We start from the raw sequence: 17,969 nt of genomic DNA, 5'->3' as shown, positions 1-17,969 counted from the left end.
TGGTCGTAACGGAGGAGGTGACAGATATTATACAGATGGCGAACTAACTATTTGTGTACTTTCAATGAATAATATTGCTCAAACAAAACCATCAATTTATTCACCATCACCAGAGCCCGTTCAGTTCAAAAATCAACTGTGGTCATGGCTGCGACACTATTTGAAATAGCTCAACTCAAGAAAACAGAATAATTTTATGCAGATGCACAAAATGTTAAACTTATTTTTCAAGAAAGATAATTTAATTTTCTAGACCTCTGTGAGGGTAAATAAAATAAAATTTTAGCTAGGGAGTGAAATATCTGAACAAATTAAAATTGACTTGACTATATGGGCACAAAAAGAGAGAAAAACGAGACTTGTGGTAATCAAGCTTACAGCTACTCTTAAAAATAAAAATCCCTACGCCGCTACTAATTCTGGACTAGCTAATACTCCCGTCATTGCTGCCAGTTCTTGGGCAGTTAACTGTTTAAAGGAAATATCTAATAATTGTTCGCAGTCGTCTACTTCTGCATTGGTTAACTCTTCCACTATTGACAGCGATCGCACAGCATCAAACACCGAAATCATATCCCACTTTGACAACAAACTGATTCAAAACTTGATCCAATTGCCGGAAATGGCTAAATCAGAAAAGCTAGGAACAATTAAATTCTCTCAAGAATAACGCTTGCGACCATCGCCCAGTTAGCTGGTAATCGCAGCCTTTTTATCTGAGGGATATCCTTTAGATTTACTTTATAAATATCCTCTCAATAATGGGGATATAAATTAGAAATTCTGTTCCTTTTCCTAAAACAGAATTAACTTCAATTCTACCCCCATGTATTTCCTCCACAATCTGTTGTGCGATTGCTAGTCCTAGTCCTGTGCCTTTTCCTACTCCTTTGGTAGTAAATAAATGGTCAAATATGTGTGCTTTTACATCTTCGTTGATTCCTATACCATTATCAGCAATTGATATTTTTAAGGTATCATTTTCAATGATAGCTCTCACTATAATTTTATGTGGATTTAGCTTAAAGTATTCAAAGTTCCGACCTATACTTGACTCATCTAAAGCATCAATAGCATTAGCTAGAATATTCATAAATACCTGATTTAGTTGTCCAGGAAAACAGTCGATTGGCTGTAAATTATCGTATTCCGTTACAACTATAATTTCTGGACGTTGCTCATTCGCTTTGAGGCGATGTTTGAGAATTAAAATTGTACTATCAATACCTTCATTGATGTTAAATGGCACTTTATAATCTTTATCGCCCCGGGAGAAAGTTCTTAAGCTGGTGCTGATATTTTTTAATCGCTCAGAAGCGATAACCATTGCGTCAACCATCTTTGGCATATCTTCTAAGCTATAGTCTAAGTCAATTTCTTCAGCATGGTCGAGAATTTCTACTTCCGGATTCGGTAGAGCTTTTTGATATAATTTTAGGTGTTCAGTGATATCAGCCAAGATAGGTTTAGCTTGTTGGAGGCTAGTCGAAATAAAGCCGAGGGGATTGTTCATTTCGTGAGCTACTCCAGCAACTAAGTTACCTAGTGCAGACATTTTTTCATGTTGTATCATTTGCAGTTGGGCTTGTTGCAGTTTTTGCAAAGCATTTTCCAGTTCTTGAGATTTTTGCTTAATAGCAGCTTCACCAAGTTTGCGATCGCTAATATCAATTAGAATTCCATCCCATACCATTTCACCATCCTCGCCGCGTTCTGGCTGAGAAGCAGCTTTTACCCACTTGACATTCCCATTGGGTGTAATAATGCGCCACTCATGCTGAAATGTGGTAAGATTTTGTGCTGACTCAACAACTGCTCGAAAGGCCTCTGCGCCATCGTCGGGATGTTCAAAATCACGCAGGCTACATTTCCCTGACAGGAAATCTTCTGCTGGGACTTCGTAAAGAGTTTGACACCCAGAACTGACGTAGGGTACTGAAGCTGAACCATCGGCTTTAATTCGGATCTGATAAATCATACCAGGAACATTATCTGCTAGTTTCTGAAAGCGGGCTTCACTGAGCCGTAATTTTTCTAGAGATTGTTCTAACTGTTGAGTATAAATTTGTGCATCTTCATAAAGACGGGCATTTTCTAGAGAAATAGCCGCTTGGGTACAAAGAAAGTTGAGAATAAGGATGCGATCGCTTGTAAACACACTACTAGTAGAACGATTCTTTAAATACAAAATTCCAATTGAGCGTCCTTGATTGAGAATTGGCAAGCACAACAAACTTTTTGGTTGTCGTTGACTTAAATACTCATCAATTACAGGTAAATTGGTTTTGAGGTCGTCAATCATCACAATTTCTTCGGTGTTTTTGACGTACTGTATCAACTTAATTGGTAAGTTGGGGTTATCCTCTAAAGGTTCGGCACAAAGTTCTGTGGTTTCGGGTGTAGCAATGGCTCTTACCAACCATTTTCCTTGAGTATTAGGTAGGATTAAGGCACAACGCTCGCCCCCAGAATGTTGCAGAATAATCTGTGTTAATCTGTGCAGTAGTTCGTCCAGTTGAATCGTACCGGAAATGGCTTGGGAGGCTTTGAGGATAGCAGCAAAATCAAAGCTACTAATGTCAGTGTTAGAAGAACGACCCAAATGAGTGGAATTATGAACCGAGAGTGGGCGACTAACGCTGCTCGATATTGTTTCCAGCACATGCAGTGATTGTACTCTCTGCTGGAGAATAACGCGTAGTAAATCGGGATAGCGATTTTCCAAATCCTCGGTTTTGGCTTTTGCACCCCAACGAGCGTAACAGTAGTATGCCTCCTGCATATAGCCTGCTGCCACCTTCTGTTTGCCCCAACTTAGATAAAATTTAGCAGCCAGTTCATTGCTGAGTGCTTCATCTTGCACATAACCATGTGTTTTGGCTTGGGCAATAGCTAAATCGTAATGTTCCATCGCCTCAGTAAATTGACCAAGCACTCGATAGTGTTCTGCTGCTACAAGTTGCCAACGATGTTGATGATTGAATGGGGCATGAATAGCCCAAATTTGTAGTTTTTCTTGATGGGCATTGATTCGCTCTAAAATGGCTGATTGTTCTTGGGCATTAACATCGGTGTAACGTGCTAGATGAATTAAAGCATCATAAAAAACTCGGACAACTGCGACGAAATAGCCAGTTACAGCATTACTATACTGTTCTGCTAAGGCTACTTGTTGTGAAGCTGCTTCGTATTCTCCGAACAAATAACAGAGAACAGCTTGATTGAGATGAAGATAGAATAACCCCGTGCGATTACTGGCAGCTTGGAAGGTGGGTAAGATTTGGGCGGCATTGAAGACTTTGCCCTGTAAACAATAGGGAACTTCCGCTTGTCCTAATAAATTGAGAATCGCTTGCTGGTAGCATTCATAATATTTTATCGTTGCTTCTTGTTTGACCTGGCTGATGACTTGCCAATGAGTCTCCATTTCCTCTGCCAAATCATTTAATTCTCGACCACTCCAATAGCTACACTGACTATATGACACTAAGTTCAACGCGACGCATACCCAATCTCCCGTTTCTAAGCCGCTTTGATAAGCTTCTAGTAAAGATGGGATACTATGATGTAAAGGTTCCTTCCAGTGCCGAATAAAGCTGTTGACAATAAAGTAAGCTCTGCTTTTAAAAGCGTTAATCTGCTGTTGTTCTAGTAACTTTAACGAAAGTTGTCCAAACTCATACCCAGCATCAATGTCTCCGATAAAACCACAAAGAGTCACTCCATAGTCTGCATAGGAAAAAATGGCAATAGATGAATTGCCAAACTGGATAGCCATCTCCACTTGCTTGGATGTGAGTAGTGGTAACAGTGTCGGTTTAGCAATGTATGCAGAGGAAACCAGTGTAGTCATTATTTGCATGGCTGCAAGTTGATGCGGATCGCTCATCGCCGGCAAATCCAGCAAACTTAGGGGTGCGCGCCCCATCCATAGTTGCCTTGTCTGTTGGGCTGCTGTGCTAATATCTGCCATCATTGGCTGTTCGGGAAATTCCACACCGAGTAATTTCAACACTTGCAACCCAGTCTCAATTACTTTGGCAAATTGACCTTGAGACCGAAATGCCGTCATTCGAGTTTCATAGACCTTAATCGTATCAAGCAAAGAAGTAGCAGAGTGCAACACAACGTCACCCCATCCTGCCAGCTTGTCAAAGTCTGTATTAAGGCAGGCAGCTTCTAAACGCTCATTATGCAGATTCAGGGTTAATGTGTAATGTTTTGTCCAGGCATCAAAGGGCAGTAAGTCAATACCTTGGGTACAATATTTGACAGCAGCATTATAGGCGATCGCTGCTTTGGCTTTGCGCCCCGCTAGCAAATTCAGTTGTGCTAATTCCAGTTTTTTGTCAAGCTGAGTTATCAAATCAATGCCTATATTCAAGTGATTGACAATTTCAAAGATATTGTCTAGTTGAGTTACAGGCGTTTTAGCGTGCAATAATTGACCGATCGCCAAATGAGTAGCTTGTTTTTGGTCTTCGGGAATTAAATAATAAGCAGCTTGTTGGACGCGATCGTGCAGAAAGCGATAAGCAAGATTTTCGATATTATTAGTATTAACTTCTTGCTCATGGCTGAGATAAAACTTATAAACTTGACTTTGCGGTAAAATCAATCCTTCCTGTAAAGCCTTCCACAAAGCATCTGCCACTTTCTGCGACGACTGTTGTGAAACAATTGCCAAAGTAGTTAAATCAAAAGAATTACCAATACAAGCAGCTAACTTCAGGATATTTTGCGTTTGCTGGGGCAATTTCTGTAACTGAGTAGCCATAAATTCCACCACATCATCAGTCACAGACAGCGTATTGACTTGAGCAAAATCACATTCCCAGTAACCTTGCTCGTGATTAAATTTAATTTGTTTATTTTCGTATAAAGCTTTGAGAAACTGCGTAATAAAAAAGGGATTGCCTTTAGTTTTACGATTGATTAATTCTGTTAGGGGACGTGATATCTGTGTCGTACAATGTAAAGTATCAGCCACTAGCTGATTGGTATCACTCAAGGAAAGCGGAGTAAGAGTAATAGTATTAACAGTCTTACCAGTTTTCTTGAGTTCCTCCACCTTCAACATAAATGGATGTATGACTGATACTTCATTATCTCGATAAGCACCTAACAAAAGCAGATATTTTTGATTTTCCGTCAGCAGCTTAATTAACTGTAGAGATGCCAAATCTGCCCACTGCAAATCATCCAAAAACATCACCAGTGGATATTCCCTTGCGGTGAAGACAGCAATAAACTTTTGAAACAGTAAATTAAACCGATTTTGTACCGCCGTTCCCGATAGTTCTGGTGCAGGCGGTTGTTTACCAATTACCTGTTCTAATTCTGGAATTACTTCAATCAAAACCTGCCCATTGTCTCCAAGAACTTGAAGAATTTGATTACGCCACTGTACCAATTGTGCGTCTGATTCTGACAACAATTGCGCCATTAAGTCGCGTAAAGCTTGCACAAAGGCGGATAAGGGAATATTACGATTGAATTGGTCAAACTTACCTTTGATGAAATAACCCTGCTGACGGGTAATTGGTTTGTGGACTTCATTCACGACAGCAGTTTTCCCAATCCCCGAAAATCCTGCTACTAGCATGATTTCTGATGTGCCGTGAATCACACGCTCAAATGCTTGTAATAAGCTAGCTACTTCTGCTTCTCTGCCATATAACTTTTCTGGGATGAGGAAGTGAGCGCAGACATCCCACTGACCGATTTCAAAATCTCTAATTTCTCCTGTATCTTGGATTTGAGCTAAACAAAGTTCTAAATCATGCTTTAATCCCAAAGCACTTTGATATCTATCTTCGGCGTTTTTCGCCATTAACTTCATGACAATATTCCATAAGACCTTTGGTATTTCTTTACTTCTACCTTCTAGCTGGGATGGCATTTTTGCCAGATGACAATGCACCAATTCCATCGGGTCGTCACAATTAAATGGTAACTTTCCTGTGAATATTTCATAGAATGTTACACCCAAAGAATAATAATCGCTGCGGTAGTCGATGCCACGGTTCATTCTGCCTGTTTGTTCTGGAGAGATATAGGTGAGAGTTCCTTCTAAAACATTTGGACTTTTAATTTCTTGGGTTTCTTTAGGTAGTAATGAAGCAATACTAAAGTCAATGAGTTGAATTTGTTTTGTTTGGGGATGAATCAGAATATTTGCTGGTTTAATATCTTTATGAATAATGCGACTTTCGTGTAATTTGTGGATAATGCGGACTAGTTGAATAGCAATATTTAAATTTTCTATTAAGGATAAACTTGAGTTTTTAATGTATTCTCTTAAAGAAATTTCTCCAATATCTGCCATCACCAAAATATAGCTATTGCCATAGGTTTCTAGCGATAAGGGATGAATAATTCCAGCAATATTGAGATTTTTACTGATTGTATACTGATGGCGAAATTGTAGTAATTCGTTAAAACTGGGATACTCTAAGGTCAGAAGTTTAATAACGACTGGAAGTTGGTCTGATTGGCGAATAGCTCGATACACGTTGGTTCTAGAGCCAGCATACAGTTGAGAGTCAATTTGATATCCTGGAATGATGGGGATAGAGTTCATAGTCGCCATCTATACATACCTTATGACAGAATTTTGTTTTCCCTGCTGACATTAGTATTCCCATCAACTTGATGTTGTATAACGCTATCGAGAGGAATTGATGGTTGTTTTAGGGAAAACCAATGCTTTTTGGTCAAAAGCAAAAACGTTGTTCACGCAAAACAAAAGGCGATCGCTGGCCTGGAAAACTTGCGATCGCCCTTTTACCTATTTAAGAGGTATTTATCTAGTGATTACACAACTTTCAGCCCCTACGCCAACAAAAGCTCCGCTAACCACACAGGATCGCCAAATGAATGCAACCATCGTCAATCAGTCGGACTACTTCAAAAACTGCCAGCCCGAAGATGTAGTGACTATCTGGATCGACAGTTATAATATTATGTGGGTGAAAATGACCCACGGCTATGCTCGATACCACAAAGAGTCTTTCAAGTATGATTGCAATAACTTTGTAGTCAGGTTCGACTTAAAAGACTACTGCTGACTGGGAGCAGCAGGTTGTGACTGAGGTTGTTGGCGTAAACCGCGCAAAGATTCCCGCAACTTGTTTTGGCTAGCATTATCTCTTCGCCGCCGATTTATGGGTGCTTGTGGCTTTTGTGATGAATTGGTAGTCGCTCGTTCACGTTGGATGCGGCGTAAGGACTCTCTTGCAGTTTCTTGAGTGCGAGTTGTCCTAGTTTCAGATGATGAGTTTGTAGAAGTATTTTCAACTCTTTGAGATTCCAACCGTCTACTAAATCCAGATATTGCTGGTCTTGATGAGGGGGCCAACTCTCTGCGCCTACGTCTTGGGGATTCTTCAGTAGAATTGGCAGCCGTTGTCTGCTGGGTTCTCTCTTCGGCTTGTCTTTGTGTTTTCCGTTCTTGAACTTGGCGATATCGTCGTGAACCTTGTATGGCAAATTCAGTGGCGATGGACACTCCTTGTCTACCGCCTTCTGCGGGTTTTAATTTCCACTCACGCGCTTGTCTGGCTGTTTCTTCATCCAAATCGCGGTTTCCACTGGAGCGAGCAATCCGCACATTTGTCACATTACCTTGTGCATCAGTATCTACAGCTACTTCTACTCTGCCTTCAACTCCTCGCCGTCTTGCTGCTTCTGGATATTTAGCATTACATTCACGGCAGGCTGCACGACCATTACCATTACCTGAACTGTTAATTTTTGGAGGTGTTGGTGCTATTGGCCTTGTTGCTACTGTGGGACGGTTTCCTGTTTCATTGCCAATACCGCTACCAGTGCCACTACCAATACCACTGCCAGTACCGCTACCAATACCACTGCCAGTACCGCTACCAATTCCACTGCCAGTACCGCTACCAATTCCACTACCAATACCACTACCAGTGCCGCTACCGATGCCACCACCAGTGCCAGTACCAGTTCCTCCACCAGTGCCAGTTCCGGTGCTTGTACCTACAGCAATACCACTACCTGAGCCTAAACCAACACCAGAGCCACCACCGCCGCCACCGCCACCCGCCGAACTTGCTTCAGATGGCGCTGATTGGGGAACAGGTGCAGATTTGATAGGAACTTCTCGCGCTGATTGGGGAACAGGTGCAGATTTCACAGGAACTTCTGGCTTGCTAACAATTGCTTTTGGCGGTGTATTTGTCGGCTGTAGCTTCTGAGGGACTGCTGTAATCTGTTCAAATTGCTGCTGAACTTTTTCTACTGGTTTTTGGACAAACTCTGGTTCTTTTTTGATTTCTTCTGGAATCTCTGCAATTGGTTTTTCTGGTTCCGCAGTCGGAGAATCCACGATCGCAAACTCTATTGGTTCTTCTTCACCTGTGGGCACTCTCGTTAAATAATTACCTATGCCTGATGACAGTACGCCGATATGCAGCGCCAGTGAACCTATCAGACTGTAAGTCAGAAAAGACTTGAGAGCCTCAACTTCTTTGGAACGTTGCTCGACAGTAGTGCCGGAAAAACTCATAGCTATTGCTACCTATTCTCACTAATCTAGCTATCTTAGAATGCATGATTGCAAATATCAAGTAAAAAATTAAAATCATTTCGGGCACTGTTGCGAACAACATACTTAATAGTAAAAATATCTTTACTGTTGATTATGAGGATTTCTAGATACAGTTAATTTTTGTGTTATGTATTAATTAAATTAATTTATGTAAAATAGAAAAATATTTAATAAAACTAATGAGTGCTAGATTTGAAAAAATTATGATTATATCTTAGACTCTATTGAGAAAAAGTTTCATTTTTTAGCTTGATTCTGGTAGTCTGATTTTGTATTATTGATGACGTTTAGAGGCACTACATGGGAATTCAGAATTTGTTTGAAGCAGGCGGTGTGGTCATGTTACCCCTGTTGGCCTTTTCGGTCTTGGCAGGGGCACTAATGATTGAGCGGGCAAAGTTTTGGATACAGATTGGTAAGCGTCAAAACCGGGTAGTGCGAGAGGTTTTAAATCTTTATCGACTTGATAATGTCGTGAGTGCTGTGGATAAGCTGCAAAAAAATGTAGATTTACCCATAGCACGTATTTTTCTGGCTGGACTACAGCTAGAAAGACCGACTCCAGAGAAATTTCGTTTGGCTTTGAAAAGCGAAGCGCAAGCAGAAATTCCTACGCTCAAGCGGTTTCAAGCTGTATTTGACACCATTATCGGTTTAGCGCCTTTGTTGGGACTTCTCGGCACAATTTTAGGATTAATTCGCTCATTTGCGGGGCTGAATATTGGTGATGTCGGAGGTACTAAAACTGGTGTAGTCACTGCTGGTATTAGTGAAGCTTTAGTTGCTACCGCCTCAGGATTGATTGTGGCTATCTTTGTGCTTTTAGGAGCCAGTATTTTCCGGGGACTATACCAGAAACAGATAGCAATGATTCAAGAGTACGGCGGACAGTTAGAAATACTGTTCCTCGATCGCTATGACCAACTCGATCGCCACGAACAACAGGAGAAGTCCTATGGATCTAGATGATAATGAACCAGATTTACCACCGTTTATAAATGTAGTACCTCTGATTGATGTGATGTTTGCCCTTTTGACATTTTTTATTATGTCAACGCTGTTTTTAACACGATCGGAAGGGCTACCAGTAAATCTACCGAAGGCAGCCACGGCCAAAGAACAGCAAATTCCCAATAAAATTACCATCACGGTGGATGAAAAAGGTCAGGTTAGCCTAAACCGCAATCCAGTAGCAGTTAATGATCTAGCAGCACAAGTGCGGACTTTAGTTGGTTCTAACCCAGATACATTGGTGATTATTAATGCCGATCAAAAGGTCTTGCACGGTGAGATAGTGGGGATAATGGATCAAGTACGTCAGGTGAAAGGAACAAGGTTAGCGATCGCTACCCAAAGATAAAAACTAAGTAGATCGGCGTAAATAATTATAGCGTTTCTCGTTTACGTGAGGTACACCTGTAGGGGCACGGTATGTTCCCTACAGCTTGCAATATAACGTTGTACCCCATCTGAATGGGAAATGCTATATCGTTTGGATAAGGCAGAAAGCAGAGGCTTAACTATTGTCTGATCGCAGATTTTAGCAAGGATAGGAGCAATCATAAATTCTCTGATTGATGTCTCATCTGTTAAGTTAAAAAGCTTTATATTCCGCTATAAGTAATTTTGTAAAAATTCTAAATAGGTAATATCAGCAAAGTATATTGGTAATTATAGCTCTGTGCGATCATAGCCGCACTCAAACTCAGCGATAGGACTAGTATTTGATTAGGGAATTTGGAGGGGGTTCCAGAGTGGCTGATGATGAACGCATAGTCAATACACAACAGATTTACCCAAAGGATTTTTCCTGGGGATTATGGCCTGTTTTGCCACTCTACCCTTATGGCAGGCGGCAGACAATCCGTAAAGAAGTCCTTAAGGACACAATCTGGAATTTTGACCAAATTCAGGGCATTTTCTACGTTGTTGTACCGATTCGCATGACTGTTGTTAAGCTCGAAGCTGGAGGTCTTCTCGTTTACGCGCCTGTTGCGCCAACTCCAGAGTGCATCAGACTTGTGAATGAGTTAGTGGCAAAACACGGTAATGTTAAGTACATTATTTTGCCAACTATCTCTGGTATAGAACACAAGGTTTTCGTCGGCCCCTTCGCCAGATACTTTCCGACTGCACAGGTGTTTGTGGCTCCCCATCAGTGGAGTTTTCCGCTAAATCTACCCCTTAGCTGGCTTGGCTTACCCCCAAAACGAACTCAATTACTCCCAGAAGATAGTCGCAAAACACCCTTTGCTGATGAGTTTGATTATGCAATGCTTGGCCCCATCGCTCTTGGGACTGGTCGATTTGCGGAAGTTGCTTTTTTTCACAAGCGATCGCATACTCTTTTAGTAACAGATTCCGTACTTTCGATCTCAGAAGATCCACCTGCGATCGTTCTATTAGATCCATATCCTTTGCTATTTCATGCCAAGGATCGTGCTTCTGATATTGTTGCAGACATTCAAGAAAATCGCCGTAAGGGTTGGCAGCGCATCTCGTTGTTTGCTTTGTACTTTCAACCAAAGGCACTAGATATACCTCAATGGAGTCAGGTGTTGCAAGATGCCCTGAAAGCACCAGAACGCTCAAGAAAAGCCTATTTTGGATTGTATCCCTTTAAATGGCATCCAGATTGGCAGCGATCGTTTGATGCTTTGCGAGGAAATGGGCGTTTATTTGTTGCCCCAATTTTACAGACATTGATTCTGAACCGCGCACCCAAAGAAACCATTGAGTGGGCTGATAAAGTTGCAAGTTGGGACTTTGAGTGGATTATTCCCTGCCATTTTGATTCACCGATTAAAGCCGAACCGCAGCAATTTCGCCAAGCTTTCTCTTTTTTGGAAAAGCAGCCTGCTGTTAGTAAGGGTTTGTTGAGTAGTAGTAACTATCTTTTACCAGAGGAGGATTTTAAAACACTGAGGGAAATCGATGCAGGTTTAAATAAATTTGGCATTGTGCCAGCAGCAAAGGAGAAGGTGTAGGCATAGAGCGATACGCTTGGGTTACAAGACGCGATAAATCGCCGTCTCTACAAGTGTTTTGGCTAATTAGATTTTATTACCCCTTCAGTTAATTACATAAGTTGAAGCAGCCAACTCAACATCGGATATTTTCTTAACGTTTGATTCCTTTAAACCGTTCTTGCGCGGCTTGAAATGCTTCTTGCATCACCAACTGAATTTTCTGGGGATCGGGTTTTTTACCTCCCATTAAATCACCAAAGTAAACGCAAGCTGCTTCCCCTAATGCCCAAGTATAAGCGGCTGCCCAAGAGGCGGCGATCGCACTCCCAAAACCTGGTATAAATTTAATTAACTCCCGTGCAATGGCCTGTGCTAAAAAACCACCTGCGATCGCACTTACAACACCTCCCGCCTGAGATGGCGTAATTGTCTGCCCATATAATTTACCCAATAGTCCCACCATTGAAACTTGCAAAGCAGTGAGTACGGGCATTGTGGCAAATGGCAGAGGCACAGCGGCGAGGGTGGCAGACATAATTGCAAATGGCAAAATATAACGGCGTGCAGCATCTCGGTAGAGGTTACTAATTTGCTGGCCTACTTCTTCTCGATCTAATAGCTGATAAATCGCTTGGGCTTCTGCTTGTGGGAGGAGTTCTGCTAAGGAATCTCGCAGTGCTTCTAAGCCGTAAAATACCGGAGTATAGCCATCTTCTTCTAAGGTAAAGTCAATGAGTACAGAGCGATCTGTTATTCCTGCGAAGGCTTGTTGGATTGCGGTAAATGGGCGATTGACTTCCTCATAATCTGGCGGATAGGCGGGATGATCTGCGATATCGGCAGGATAAACCTCATGTAAGGAAGTAACTACCAGTAGACAGGGGATGTCTGGATACTTCTGGCGTAGCTGTTGAGCAATTTGTCGTAGAGTTTCAGTTGCAAAATCATTGATTTTAACGGTCAAAAGGAGGATTCTGGCGGAACGCGTTTGCTGTTGTAAATCGCCAATTAACTCCTGAATGATTGTTTGAGTATCTTGTTTAACATCGCCCAATCCCACCGTATCAGTAAAAATCAGTAACGGCAGGTCATTGGAAGGATAAGCATAGCGCTGGGTGTGTTGCGTATGAGGACGAAATCCCTGACCGATAATTTCGGCAGAAACTCCCGTCAACCCCCGGACGATTGAACTTTTTCCGGCTTGGGGTTTACCAATTAGGAGGGCTTCTGTAGTTGGGAGTTCGGCTCGGATTTTCTCTAAAATCTCTGTAACCTGAGTTTCACTCACACTAAACCATTCCACAACCGTCTGTGCTACTTGTTCTACAGGTAGAAGTTGCGTTAGACGTGTTGTTGCTTTGTTCCAGACACCACCAAGGCGGTTTGTCCAGGAATTATCGACCGATTTGGTAGTTGCTCCATCGGTCGGTTCACTCAATTGCTGAGAATCATCTTGCTCAGTCATTCCCATCCAAACGTAGAAGACGCTTTCACTAATCTTATAGCGATTCTCAAAGGGATAACTAGTACCGCAAGGCGGAATTAAAAATTAAAAATGAATACAGCGTAAGCGTTTCATTAATTTGAAATGGTGAGGCAGTCCAGTCTTCTCCCAAGGGGAGACGCTAAAGGCGATAGCGCAGCGTTAGCGAGTCCGCGAGCGTCTGAGGGTTCCTCCCATGAGGAACTGCTGAACCCGTTAGCGCAGCGTTAGCGAGTCTTCTCCCAAGGGGAGACGCCAAGGGCGAACGAGCGTCAGGGGTGGTTTATTTACGCCGTGTTGTACTAGTACCTTTAGTAGTGTTCGTGGGCGATCGCGTTTTGGAGGTAGTGGTGGCTTACACTCCAAAACAAACCGTAGCTGTCGAAAAACGTAACAAGGTAAATTATTGCATCGACTAACAATGCCATTGCATCGACTAACAATGCCATTGTGTCGATTAACAATGCCATTGTGTCGGCTTATAGCGTTTCCCGACAATTATCCAATATTGTGGGGTGGGCGACACGAGAGCCCTATAGACTGGGCGCTCATGTTGCCCACCCCACAAGAGTTAATTGAATATTTTTTTATTCGGAAGTCCCTTAATAAATGCTTGTGCTAATTCAAACTTGCGCTCTGCGTAAAACCTGACTGCTTCACCGTACTCACTCAATGCTGCTGGATGAAAGACGTATTTCATTACTCCAAAAGTTGTCTTACCTAGCTAACGCTTCCTCTCCAGAAATGGGTGAAACTGCATCGCTGCGAATTTCATCTCTACGCTTCTTGGCTTCATCTGTTCACAGGGTTTGGAGTGTTTCGTCTACATCAAATTCAAGACTTTCAACCAGCTCTGCCAACAATGCTCTCGCTGCACTAGACAAAGTTAAGGCTTCTTTCATGATCTGCTCAACAGATGCCATAATTTCTGAAAGCATAAGGACTATTCAGAGTCTAGCAGTAAAGCAGTAGAGATCGCACAACACTAAAGTGATGGACAGCCGACAGACGCTTATCTAGTATCAACTTTGCTTAATCAAATCAGCGATCGCTTTCAACAATACATCTGGATCTACTGGTTTGGAGATATGCATTTGAAATCCTGCTGCTAGCGCTTGCTGTTGATTCATTTCCCCTGCATAAGCTGTCAGCGCGATCGCTGGTACACTTCCTCCTTGTTGGGGCGATCGCGATCGCACTTCCCGCATCAGCATATAACCGTCTGTCTTTGGCATTCCAATGTCACTAATTAAAACATCTGGTATCGACTCAGATAGTGCTTGTAGCGCTTCTTGGGCTGATGCTACGGCGGTTACTTCTACACCGTAGTCTTGTAAAATGAAGGTAATTAAGTCGCGGATATCTGGTTCATCGTCTACCACTAAAACTTGAGTGTCCGCAAGGAGGGAGGATTCAGACTCAAAAGATAAAGACTGATTCTCTTCACCCCAAACCTGTTCGCTTCTGATTAAAAGCGGTAATTCAACAGTAAAGGTTGCACCTGCTTCTTCTCCAGCACTTTCGGCTTTAACTTTTCCCCCATGCATTTCTACAACCTTACGCACGATCGCTAATCCTAAACCTAGTCCGCCAAATGTCCGCGTAGTTGTGCCATCAGCTTGGCGAAAATAATCAAACACATAAGGTATAAAGTCTGGGATAATTCCCTTACCTGTATCGCTGACTTGAATTTGAATCTGATTATCAGCTTCCATGAGTCGAATTTCTACGCGTCCGCTTGTTGGTGTAAATTTTACCGCATTAGAAAGCAGGTTCCACACAACTTGTTGCAGCCGATTTGGGTCGCCCATCACTTGTCCTAAACTGGGATCAAATATGGTCTGAATTTGAATTGACTTGGCTGCTGCTGCTAGTCGTACCGTTTCTAGCGCTGCTTCAACTACCATTACCAAGTTTACTGGACAGACATTCAAGTTTAATTTTCCTTGGAGGATGCGAGACACATCTAATAAATCTTCAATTAGCTGGGTTTGTAACTTGGCGTTGCGTTCAATGGTTTCTAAGGCGTGGTTAGTAGTTTTGTCGTCAAATTTGCGAGTCCGCAGCATTTTCGACCATCCCAGGATGGGGTTGAGTGGGGTTCGCAGTTCATGGGAGAGAACTGCTAAAAATTCATCTTTAATTTTGTTGGCGATTTCTGCTTGTTGGCGTGCTGTCCTTTCGCGTTCGAGGAGGCGATCGCATTCATTTTCTGCTAGTTTGCGATCGGTAATATCGAGTACAAAAGCAACACCATGTTCTTGAGAGTCATTCAGCAGGGCCACCCCCAAGACAATGGGTACTCGCTTGCCGTTGCGGTGGATGTACTCTTTTTCGTAAATTTTGGAAATTCCTTTGGCTTGCACCTCTAAAATGGCGCGATCGTCTAAATCTTTATACTCAACAGGAGTAATTTCTTTCCAATTAATTTTACCTAAAGTGCCAAACTCATCACGAGTGTAGCCAGCTAGTTGAAGAAAAGCATCATTAGCATCAATCACTAATCCATCTACAGTCCAAAAGGCGACCCCGATGAGGTTAGATTCAAACAAACGCCGAAATCGTGCTTCACTTTCACGTAATGATTTTTCTGCCCGTTTGTGTTCAGTAATATCGCGAGAAACAGCAATTACACCTTCAATACTTTGGTCAACATTGCGTAATGCTGTGAGGATATATTCATAATAATGTACGCCATCAGCAGTAATATATTTACACTCATCTTTGAGCGGCTGCCCAGTTTCCATTACAGCTTGTCGTTGGTTCTCTACCTGCATTATTAGGTCTGGGGGTAGATCCAGTTCTGGCAAAGTTTTGCCGATAATATCTTGGGGTTTTAAGCCTAGTATTGTTGCTCCGTCACGGCTAACATACTGATAGTAACCTTGGCGATTAAAGATGTAAATATGATCGACTGAGGCAGTCAGGATAGCATTTAAGATATTTGCCTGTTCTTGGACTTGGGTTGTTAGTTCGCGAGTGCTTTCTTCTGCCTGCTTGCACACAGTAGTTTCCATGCAAACGCCGATCATTCTTACTGCTTGACCCTGATCGTCATAGATAAATTTTCCCTTAGCAGAAATCCAATGCACGCTTTGGTCTGACCTAACTATGCGAAATTCATCGTTGTAGTCTATTTTGTGCGCCAACGCGTAAGCGATCGCCTCCATAACAGATTGCTTATCTTCAGAATAAACACACTTTTGAAACGTCTCATAAGGCCCATCAAAACTACTTGGAATTAAACCAAAAAGCATTTCATAATTTTCAGACCAGATTACTTGATTGGTAACAACATTCCAATCCCACAATCCCATGTCAGAAACATCTAGAACTAGCCTCAGCCGTTCCTCACTATCTCTTAGGACTAGTTCTAATTGCTCTCGTTTGGCAATTTCTTGTTGAAGTTGCTGTAGAAGTACTTCCACACTTGTTAATAGATTGATAGTTGATGTGTCCTTATGAATATGTAGATCGACAACTGGAATATGAGGATTTTCTACCTCTCCCGACAGCTTTCTTTTTAGTTCTATTAATTCTTCCTCAAGCACTGCTTGCCTTTGCTGAGAAGATATCTCTGATTGCTCTAACTCAGCTACACGCTGCCGCAAAAGTGCTAATTGATCAGTGAGTTGAAAGTTAATTTTATCAACATTTGGCATCTTGTACACCATTAATACTTAATAACACCGACTTGAAGAGATGTATGTCCTAATAGGCTTGCTTTAAGGGCTACTGGCAACAATTTTGGGGTTCGAGACGCGATAAATCGCCGTCTCTACAAGTGTTTTATCGCTCAATCTAAACTGTATTGAGGTATGCCCTAGTTTGATCTATAAATTTTATAGCTAAAAATTCAATCCATCAAAAGGTATATAAACACTTCAAAAGTCAAAATTTGAAAATTTAAAATATTATTACAGTAATCATTTTGTCTATTAACGATATATTTTTTAAGCAAAACCAGTTTAGATATTTCCGCCAAAAGATATATGTGATTTCCAATAATTGTAGGTTAAGCACTGCCACAAATATAAAAATAGAGGTTTTCAACATTAGTCAATAATGACCACCCTACAAAAGTAGCGAAAGAAAGTTTATTTCTTGAATCGCATGAAAGCTCCACCTATTAATAATGCCACTACTTGCCCCCAGAAAACAACACCCGATTGATTTACGCCCACAGGAGGAATATTTAAGCTGCCGATACCATAAAATAATTGTTGTCCAAACCACCAAAATATATAGAAAAAGGCCGGTACTTGGATAGGAATATACAAGATTATTAACGGCAAAATGGTGTCAATTTTAGCTTTAGGAAACTTCATAATGTATGCTCCTAAAATAGCTGCGATCGCACCATTGCCCCCAATCAATGGTACTGTCAAACTCGGTTCAGTCAGAATTTGAACTACCTCTGTAATCACGCCAGCAGCTAGATAAAATCCGAGATAGCGTTTGTGTCCCAGAATATTTTCTACAGTTTTCCCAAAAACCCATAAAAATAGTAGATTTCCTAATATTTGACTAAAACTGCCGTGCAAAAATATTCCCAAAAGTAGCGAAAATGCTCGCCAAATTACAATTATCCAAGCAGCATTGTTGAAGAATAGTACATTTGTAATTGCCCCACTAATCTGCGCTGGAATTACACCCCAACTATTGATAAAATAGCCCAATTCATCATTAAACTCTAGTTTAAGTTCCCATAAAAACACAGCCAGATTAATGCCAATCAACCAATAATTAATAATCGGCTTACTTCGACAACGAATATTATCACTAATAGGAATCATATAGATTAGTCATTAGTCATTGGGCATGGAGAAGAGACAGAGGGGCGGGGTGTAGGGGGCGGAGGGGAAAACTCTTCTTTCTTACTCCCTGCTCGCTTGCTTTTTCCTGGCTCCCTCATCCCCCTCATCTCCCTATTCCTTAA

Annotated in this window: 13 protein-coding genes; 4 read left to right on the top strand and 9 right to left on the bottom strand. The window is 41.7% G+C overall.

Going from position 1 to position 17,969, the window contains the following annotated elements; translation table 11 throughout:
• Window positions 1-402: 402 nt before the first annotated feature.
• Together V7L31_RS11995 and V7L31_RS11990 are read right to left on the bottom strand one after the other, a co-directional pair.
• Window positions 403-573, bottom strand: coding sequence for a hypothetical protein (locus V7L31_RS11995; protein ID WP_334696426.1), 171 nt, complete (start codon window positions 571-573; stop codon window positions 403-405).
• A 163-nt stretch (window positions 574-736) separates the two neighbouring features.
• Complete coding sequence (locus V7L31_RS11990; protein ID WP_334696425.1) at window positions 737-6,592, bottom strand: trifunctional serine/threonine-protein kinase/ATP-binding protein/sensor histidine kinase; 5,856 nt, start codon at window positions 6,590-6,592, stop codon at window positions 737-739.
• 91 nt (window positions 6,593-6,683) lie between these two features.
• Here V7L31_RS11990 and V7L31_RS11985 point away from each other — a divergent pair, with 91 nt between their 5' ends.
• The gene (locus V7L31_RS11985; protein ID WP_334696424.1) at window positions 6,684-7,070 is read left to right on the top strand and encodes a hypothetical protein; all 387 of its coding nucleotides are present in this window, start codon (window positions 6,684-6,686) and stop codon (window positions 7,068-7,070) included.
• Here the strand turns inward: V7L31_RS11985 and V7L31_RS11980 are convergent.
• Window positions 7,061-8,536: an energy transducer TonB gene (locus V7L31_RS11980; RefSeq protein WP_334696423.1), complete on the bottom strand. Its 1,476-nt coding sequence runs from the start codon at window positions 8,534-8,536 to the stop codon at window positions 7,061-7,063. The two genes, V7L31_RS11985 and V7L31_RS11980, sit on opposite strands and share 10 nt — an antisense overlap.
• A 342-nt stretch (window positions 8,537-8,878) precedes the next feature.
• Between V7L31_RS11980 and V7L31_RS11975 the strand changes: the two genes are divergently transcribed.
• From V7L31_RS11975 to V7L31_RS11965, 3 genes are all read left to right on the top strand, one after another.
• Entirely contained in the window at window positions 8,879-9,547 is a 669-nt protein-coding gene (locus tag V7L31_RS11975) for a MotA/TolQ/ExbB proton channel family protein (protein ID WP_292844881.1), read from the top strand.
• On the top strand, window positions 9,534-9,938 hold the full coding sequence (locus V7L31_RS11970) for an ExbD/TolR family protein (RefSeq protein ID WP_334696422.1): 405 nt from the start codon (window positions 9,534-9,536) through the stop codon (window positions 9,936-9,938). Before V7L31_RS11975 ends, V7L31_RS11970 begins: the two co-directional genes overlap by 14 nt.
• A 394-nt stretch (window positions 9,939-10,332) precedes the next feature.
• Complete coding sequence (locus V7L31_RS11965) at window positions 10,333-11,565, top strand: DUF4336 domain-containing protein (protein ID WP_334696421.1); 1,233 nt, start codon at window positions 10,333-10,335, stop codon at window positions 11,563-11,565.
• 133 nt (window positions 11,566-11,698) lie between these two features.
• Here V7L31_RS11965 and V7L31_RS11960 read toward each other — a convergent pair whose 3' ends face one another.
• The 6 genes from V7L31_RS11960 to V7L31_RS11935 form a co-directional block, all read right to left on the bottom strand.
• Window positions 11,699-13,012, bottom strand: a complete 1,314-nt coding sequence (locus tag V7L31_RS11960; protein ID WP_334696420.1) for a GTPase family protein — start codon at window positions 13,010-13,012, stop codon at window positions 11,699-11,701.
• A 329-nt stretch (window positions 13,013-13,341) separates the two neighbouring features.
• Complete coding sequence (locus V7L31_RS11955) at window positions 13,342-13,500, bottom strand: hypothetical protein (RefSeq protein WP_334696419.1); 159 nt, start codon at window positions 13,498-13,500, stop codon at window positions 13,342-13,344.
• Between the two features lie 101 nt (window positions 13,501-13,601).
• The gene (locus tag V7L31_RS11950) at window positions 13,602-13,730 is read right to left on the bottom strand and encodes a hypothetical protein (RefSeq protein WP_334696418.1); all 129 of its coding nucleotides are present in this window, start codon (window positions 13,728-13,730) and stop codon (window positions 13,602-13,604) included.
• Window positions 13,731-13,830: 100 nt separating this feature from the next.
• Window positions 13,831-13,968: a hypothetical protein gene (locus V7L31_RS11945; protein WP_334696417.1), complete on the bottom strand. Its 138-nt coding sequence runs from the start codon at window positions 13,966-13,968 to the stop codon at window positions 13,831-13,833.
• Between the two features lie 84 nt (window positions 13,969-14,052).
• Complete coding sequence (locus V7L31_RS11940; protein WP_334696416.1) at window positions 14,053-16,692, bottom strand: PAS domain-containing hybrid sensor histidine kinase/response regulator; 2,640 nt, start codon at window positions 16,690-16,692, stop codon at window positions 14,053-14,055.
• A gap of 435 nt (window positions 16,693-17,127) precedes the next feature.
• Window positions 17,128-17,826: a rhomboid family intramembrane serine protease gene (locus V7L31_RS11935; RefSeq protein WP_334696415.1), complete on the bottom strand. Its 699-nt coding sequence runs from the start codon at window positions 17,824-17,826 to the stop codon at window positions 17,128-17,130.
• Window positions 17,827-17,969: the final 143 nt, after the last annotated feature.

The organism is Nostoc sp. (assembly GCF_036916655.1).
Taxonomy (GTDB): domain Bacteria; phylum Cyanobacteriota; class Cyanobacteriia; order Cyanobacteriales; family Nostocaceae; genus Nostoc.
This window is presented reverse-complemented; position numbering and strand designations above follow the sequence as displayed.

What these genes read in the sequence shown, in the direction of transcription:
- V7L31_RS11995 (WP_334696426.1), bottom strand. Translation starts at nt 573, where the DNA reads ATGATTTCGGTGTTTGATGCTGTGCGATCGCTGTCAATAGTGGAAGAG.
- V7L31_RS11990 (WP_334696425.1), bottom strand. Translation starts at nt 6,592, where the DNA reads ATGGCGACTATGAACTCTATCCCCATCATTCCAGGATATCAAATTGAC.
- V7L31_RS11985 (WP_334696424.1), top strand. Translation starts at nt 6,684, where the DNA reads ATGGTTGTTTTAGGGAAAACCAATGCTTTTTGGTCAAAAGCAAAAACG.
- V7L31_RS11980 (WP_334696423.1), bottom strand. Translation starts at nt 8,536, where the DNA reads ATGAGTTTTTCCGGCACTACTGTCGAGCAACGTTCCAAAGAAGTTGAG.
- V7L31_RS11975 (WP_292844881.1), top strand. Translation starts at nt 8,879, where the DNA reads ATGGGAATTCAGAATTTGTTTGAAGCAGGCGGTGTGGTCATGTTACCC.
- V7L31_RS11970 (WP_334696422.1), top strand. Translation starts at nt 9,534, where the DNA reads ATGGATCTAGATGATAATGAACCAGATTTACCACCGTTTATAAATGTA.
- V7L31_RS11960 (WP_334696420.1), bottom strand. Translation starts at nt 13,012, where the DNA reads ATGACTGAGCAAGATGATTCTCAGCAATTGAGTGAACCGACCGATGGA.
- V7L31_RS11955 (WP_334696419.1), bottom strand. Translation starts at nt 13,500, where the DNA reads ATGGCATTGTTAATCGACACAATGGCATTGTTAGTCGATGCAATGGCA.
- V7L31_RS11950 (WP_334696418.1), bottom strand. Translation starts at nt 13,730, where the DNA reads ATGAAATACGTCTTTCATCCAGCAGCATTGAGTGAGTACGGTGAAGCA.
- V7L31_RS11945 (WP_334696417.1), bottom strand. Translation starts at nt 13,968, where the DNA reads ATGCTTTCAGAAATTATGGCATCTGTTGAGCAGATCATGAAAGAAGCC.
- V7L31_RS11940 (WP_334696416.1), bottom strand. Translation starts at nt 16,692, where the DNA reads ATGCCAAATGTTGATAAAATTAACTTTCAACTCACTGATCAATTAGCA.
- V7L31_RS11935 (WP_334696415.1), bottom strand. Translation starts at nt 17,826, where the DNA reads ATGATTCCTATTAGTGATAATATTCGTTGTCGAAGTAAGCCGATTATT.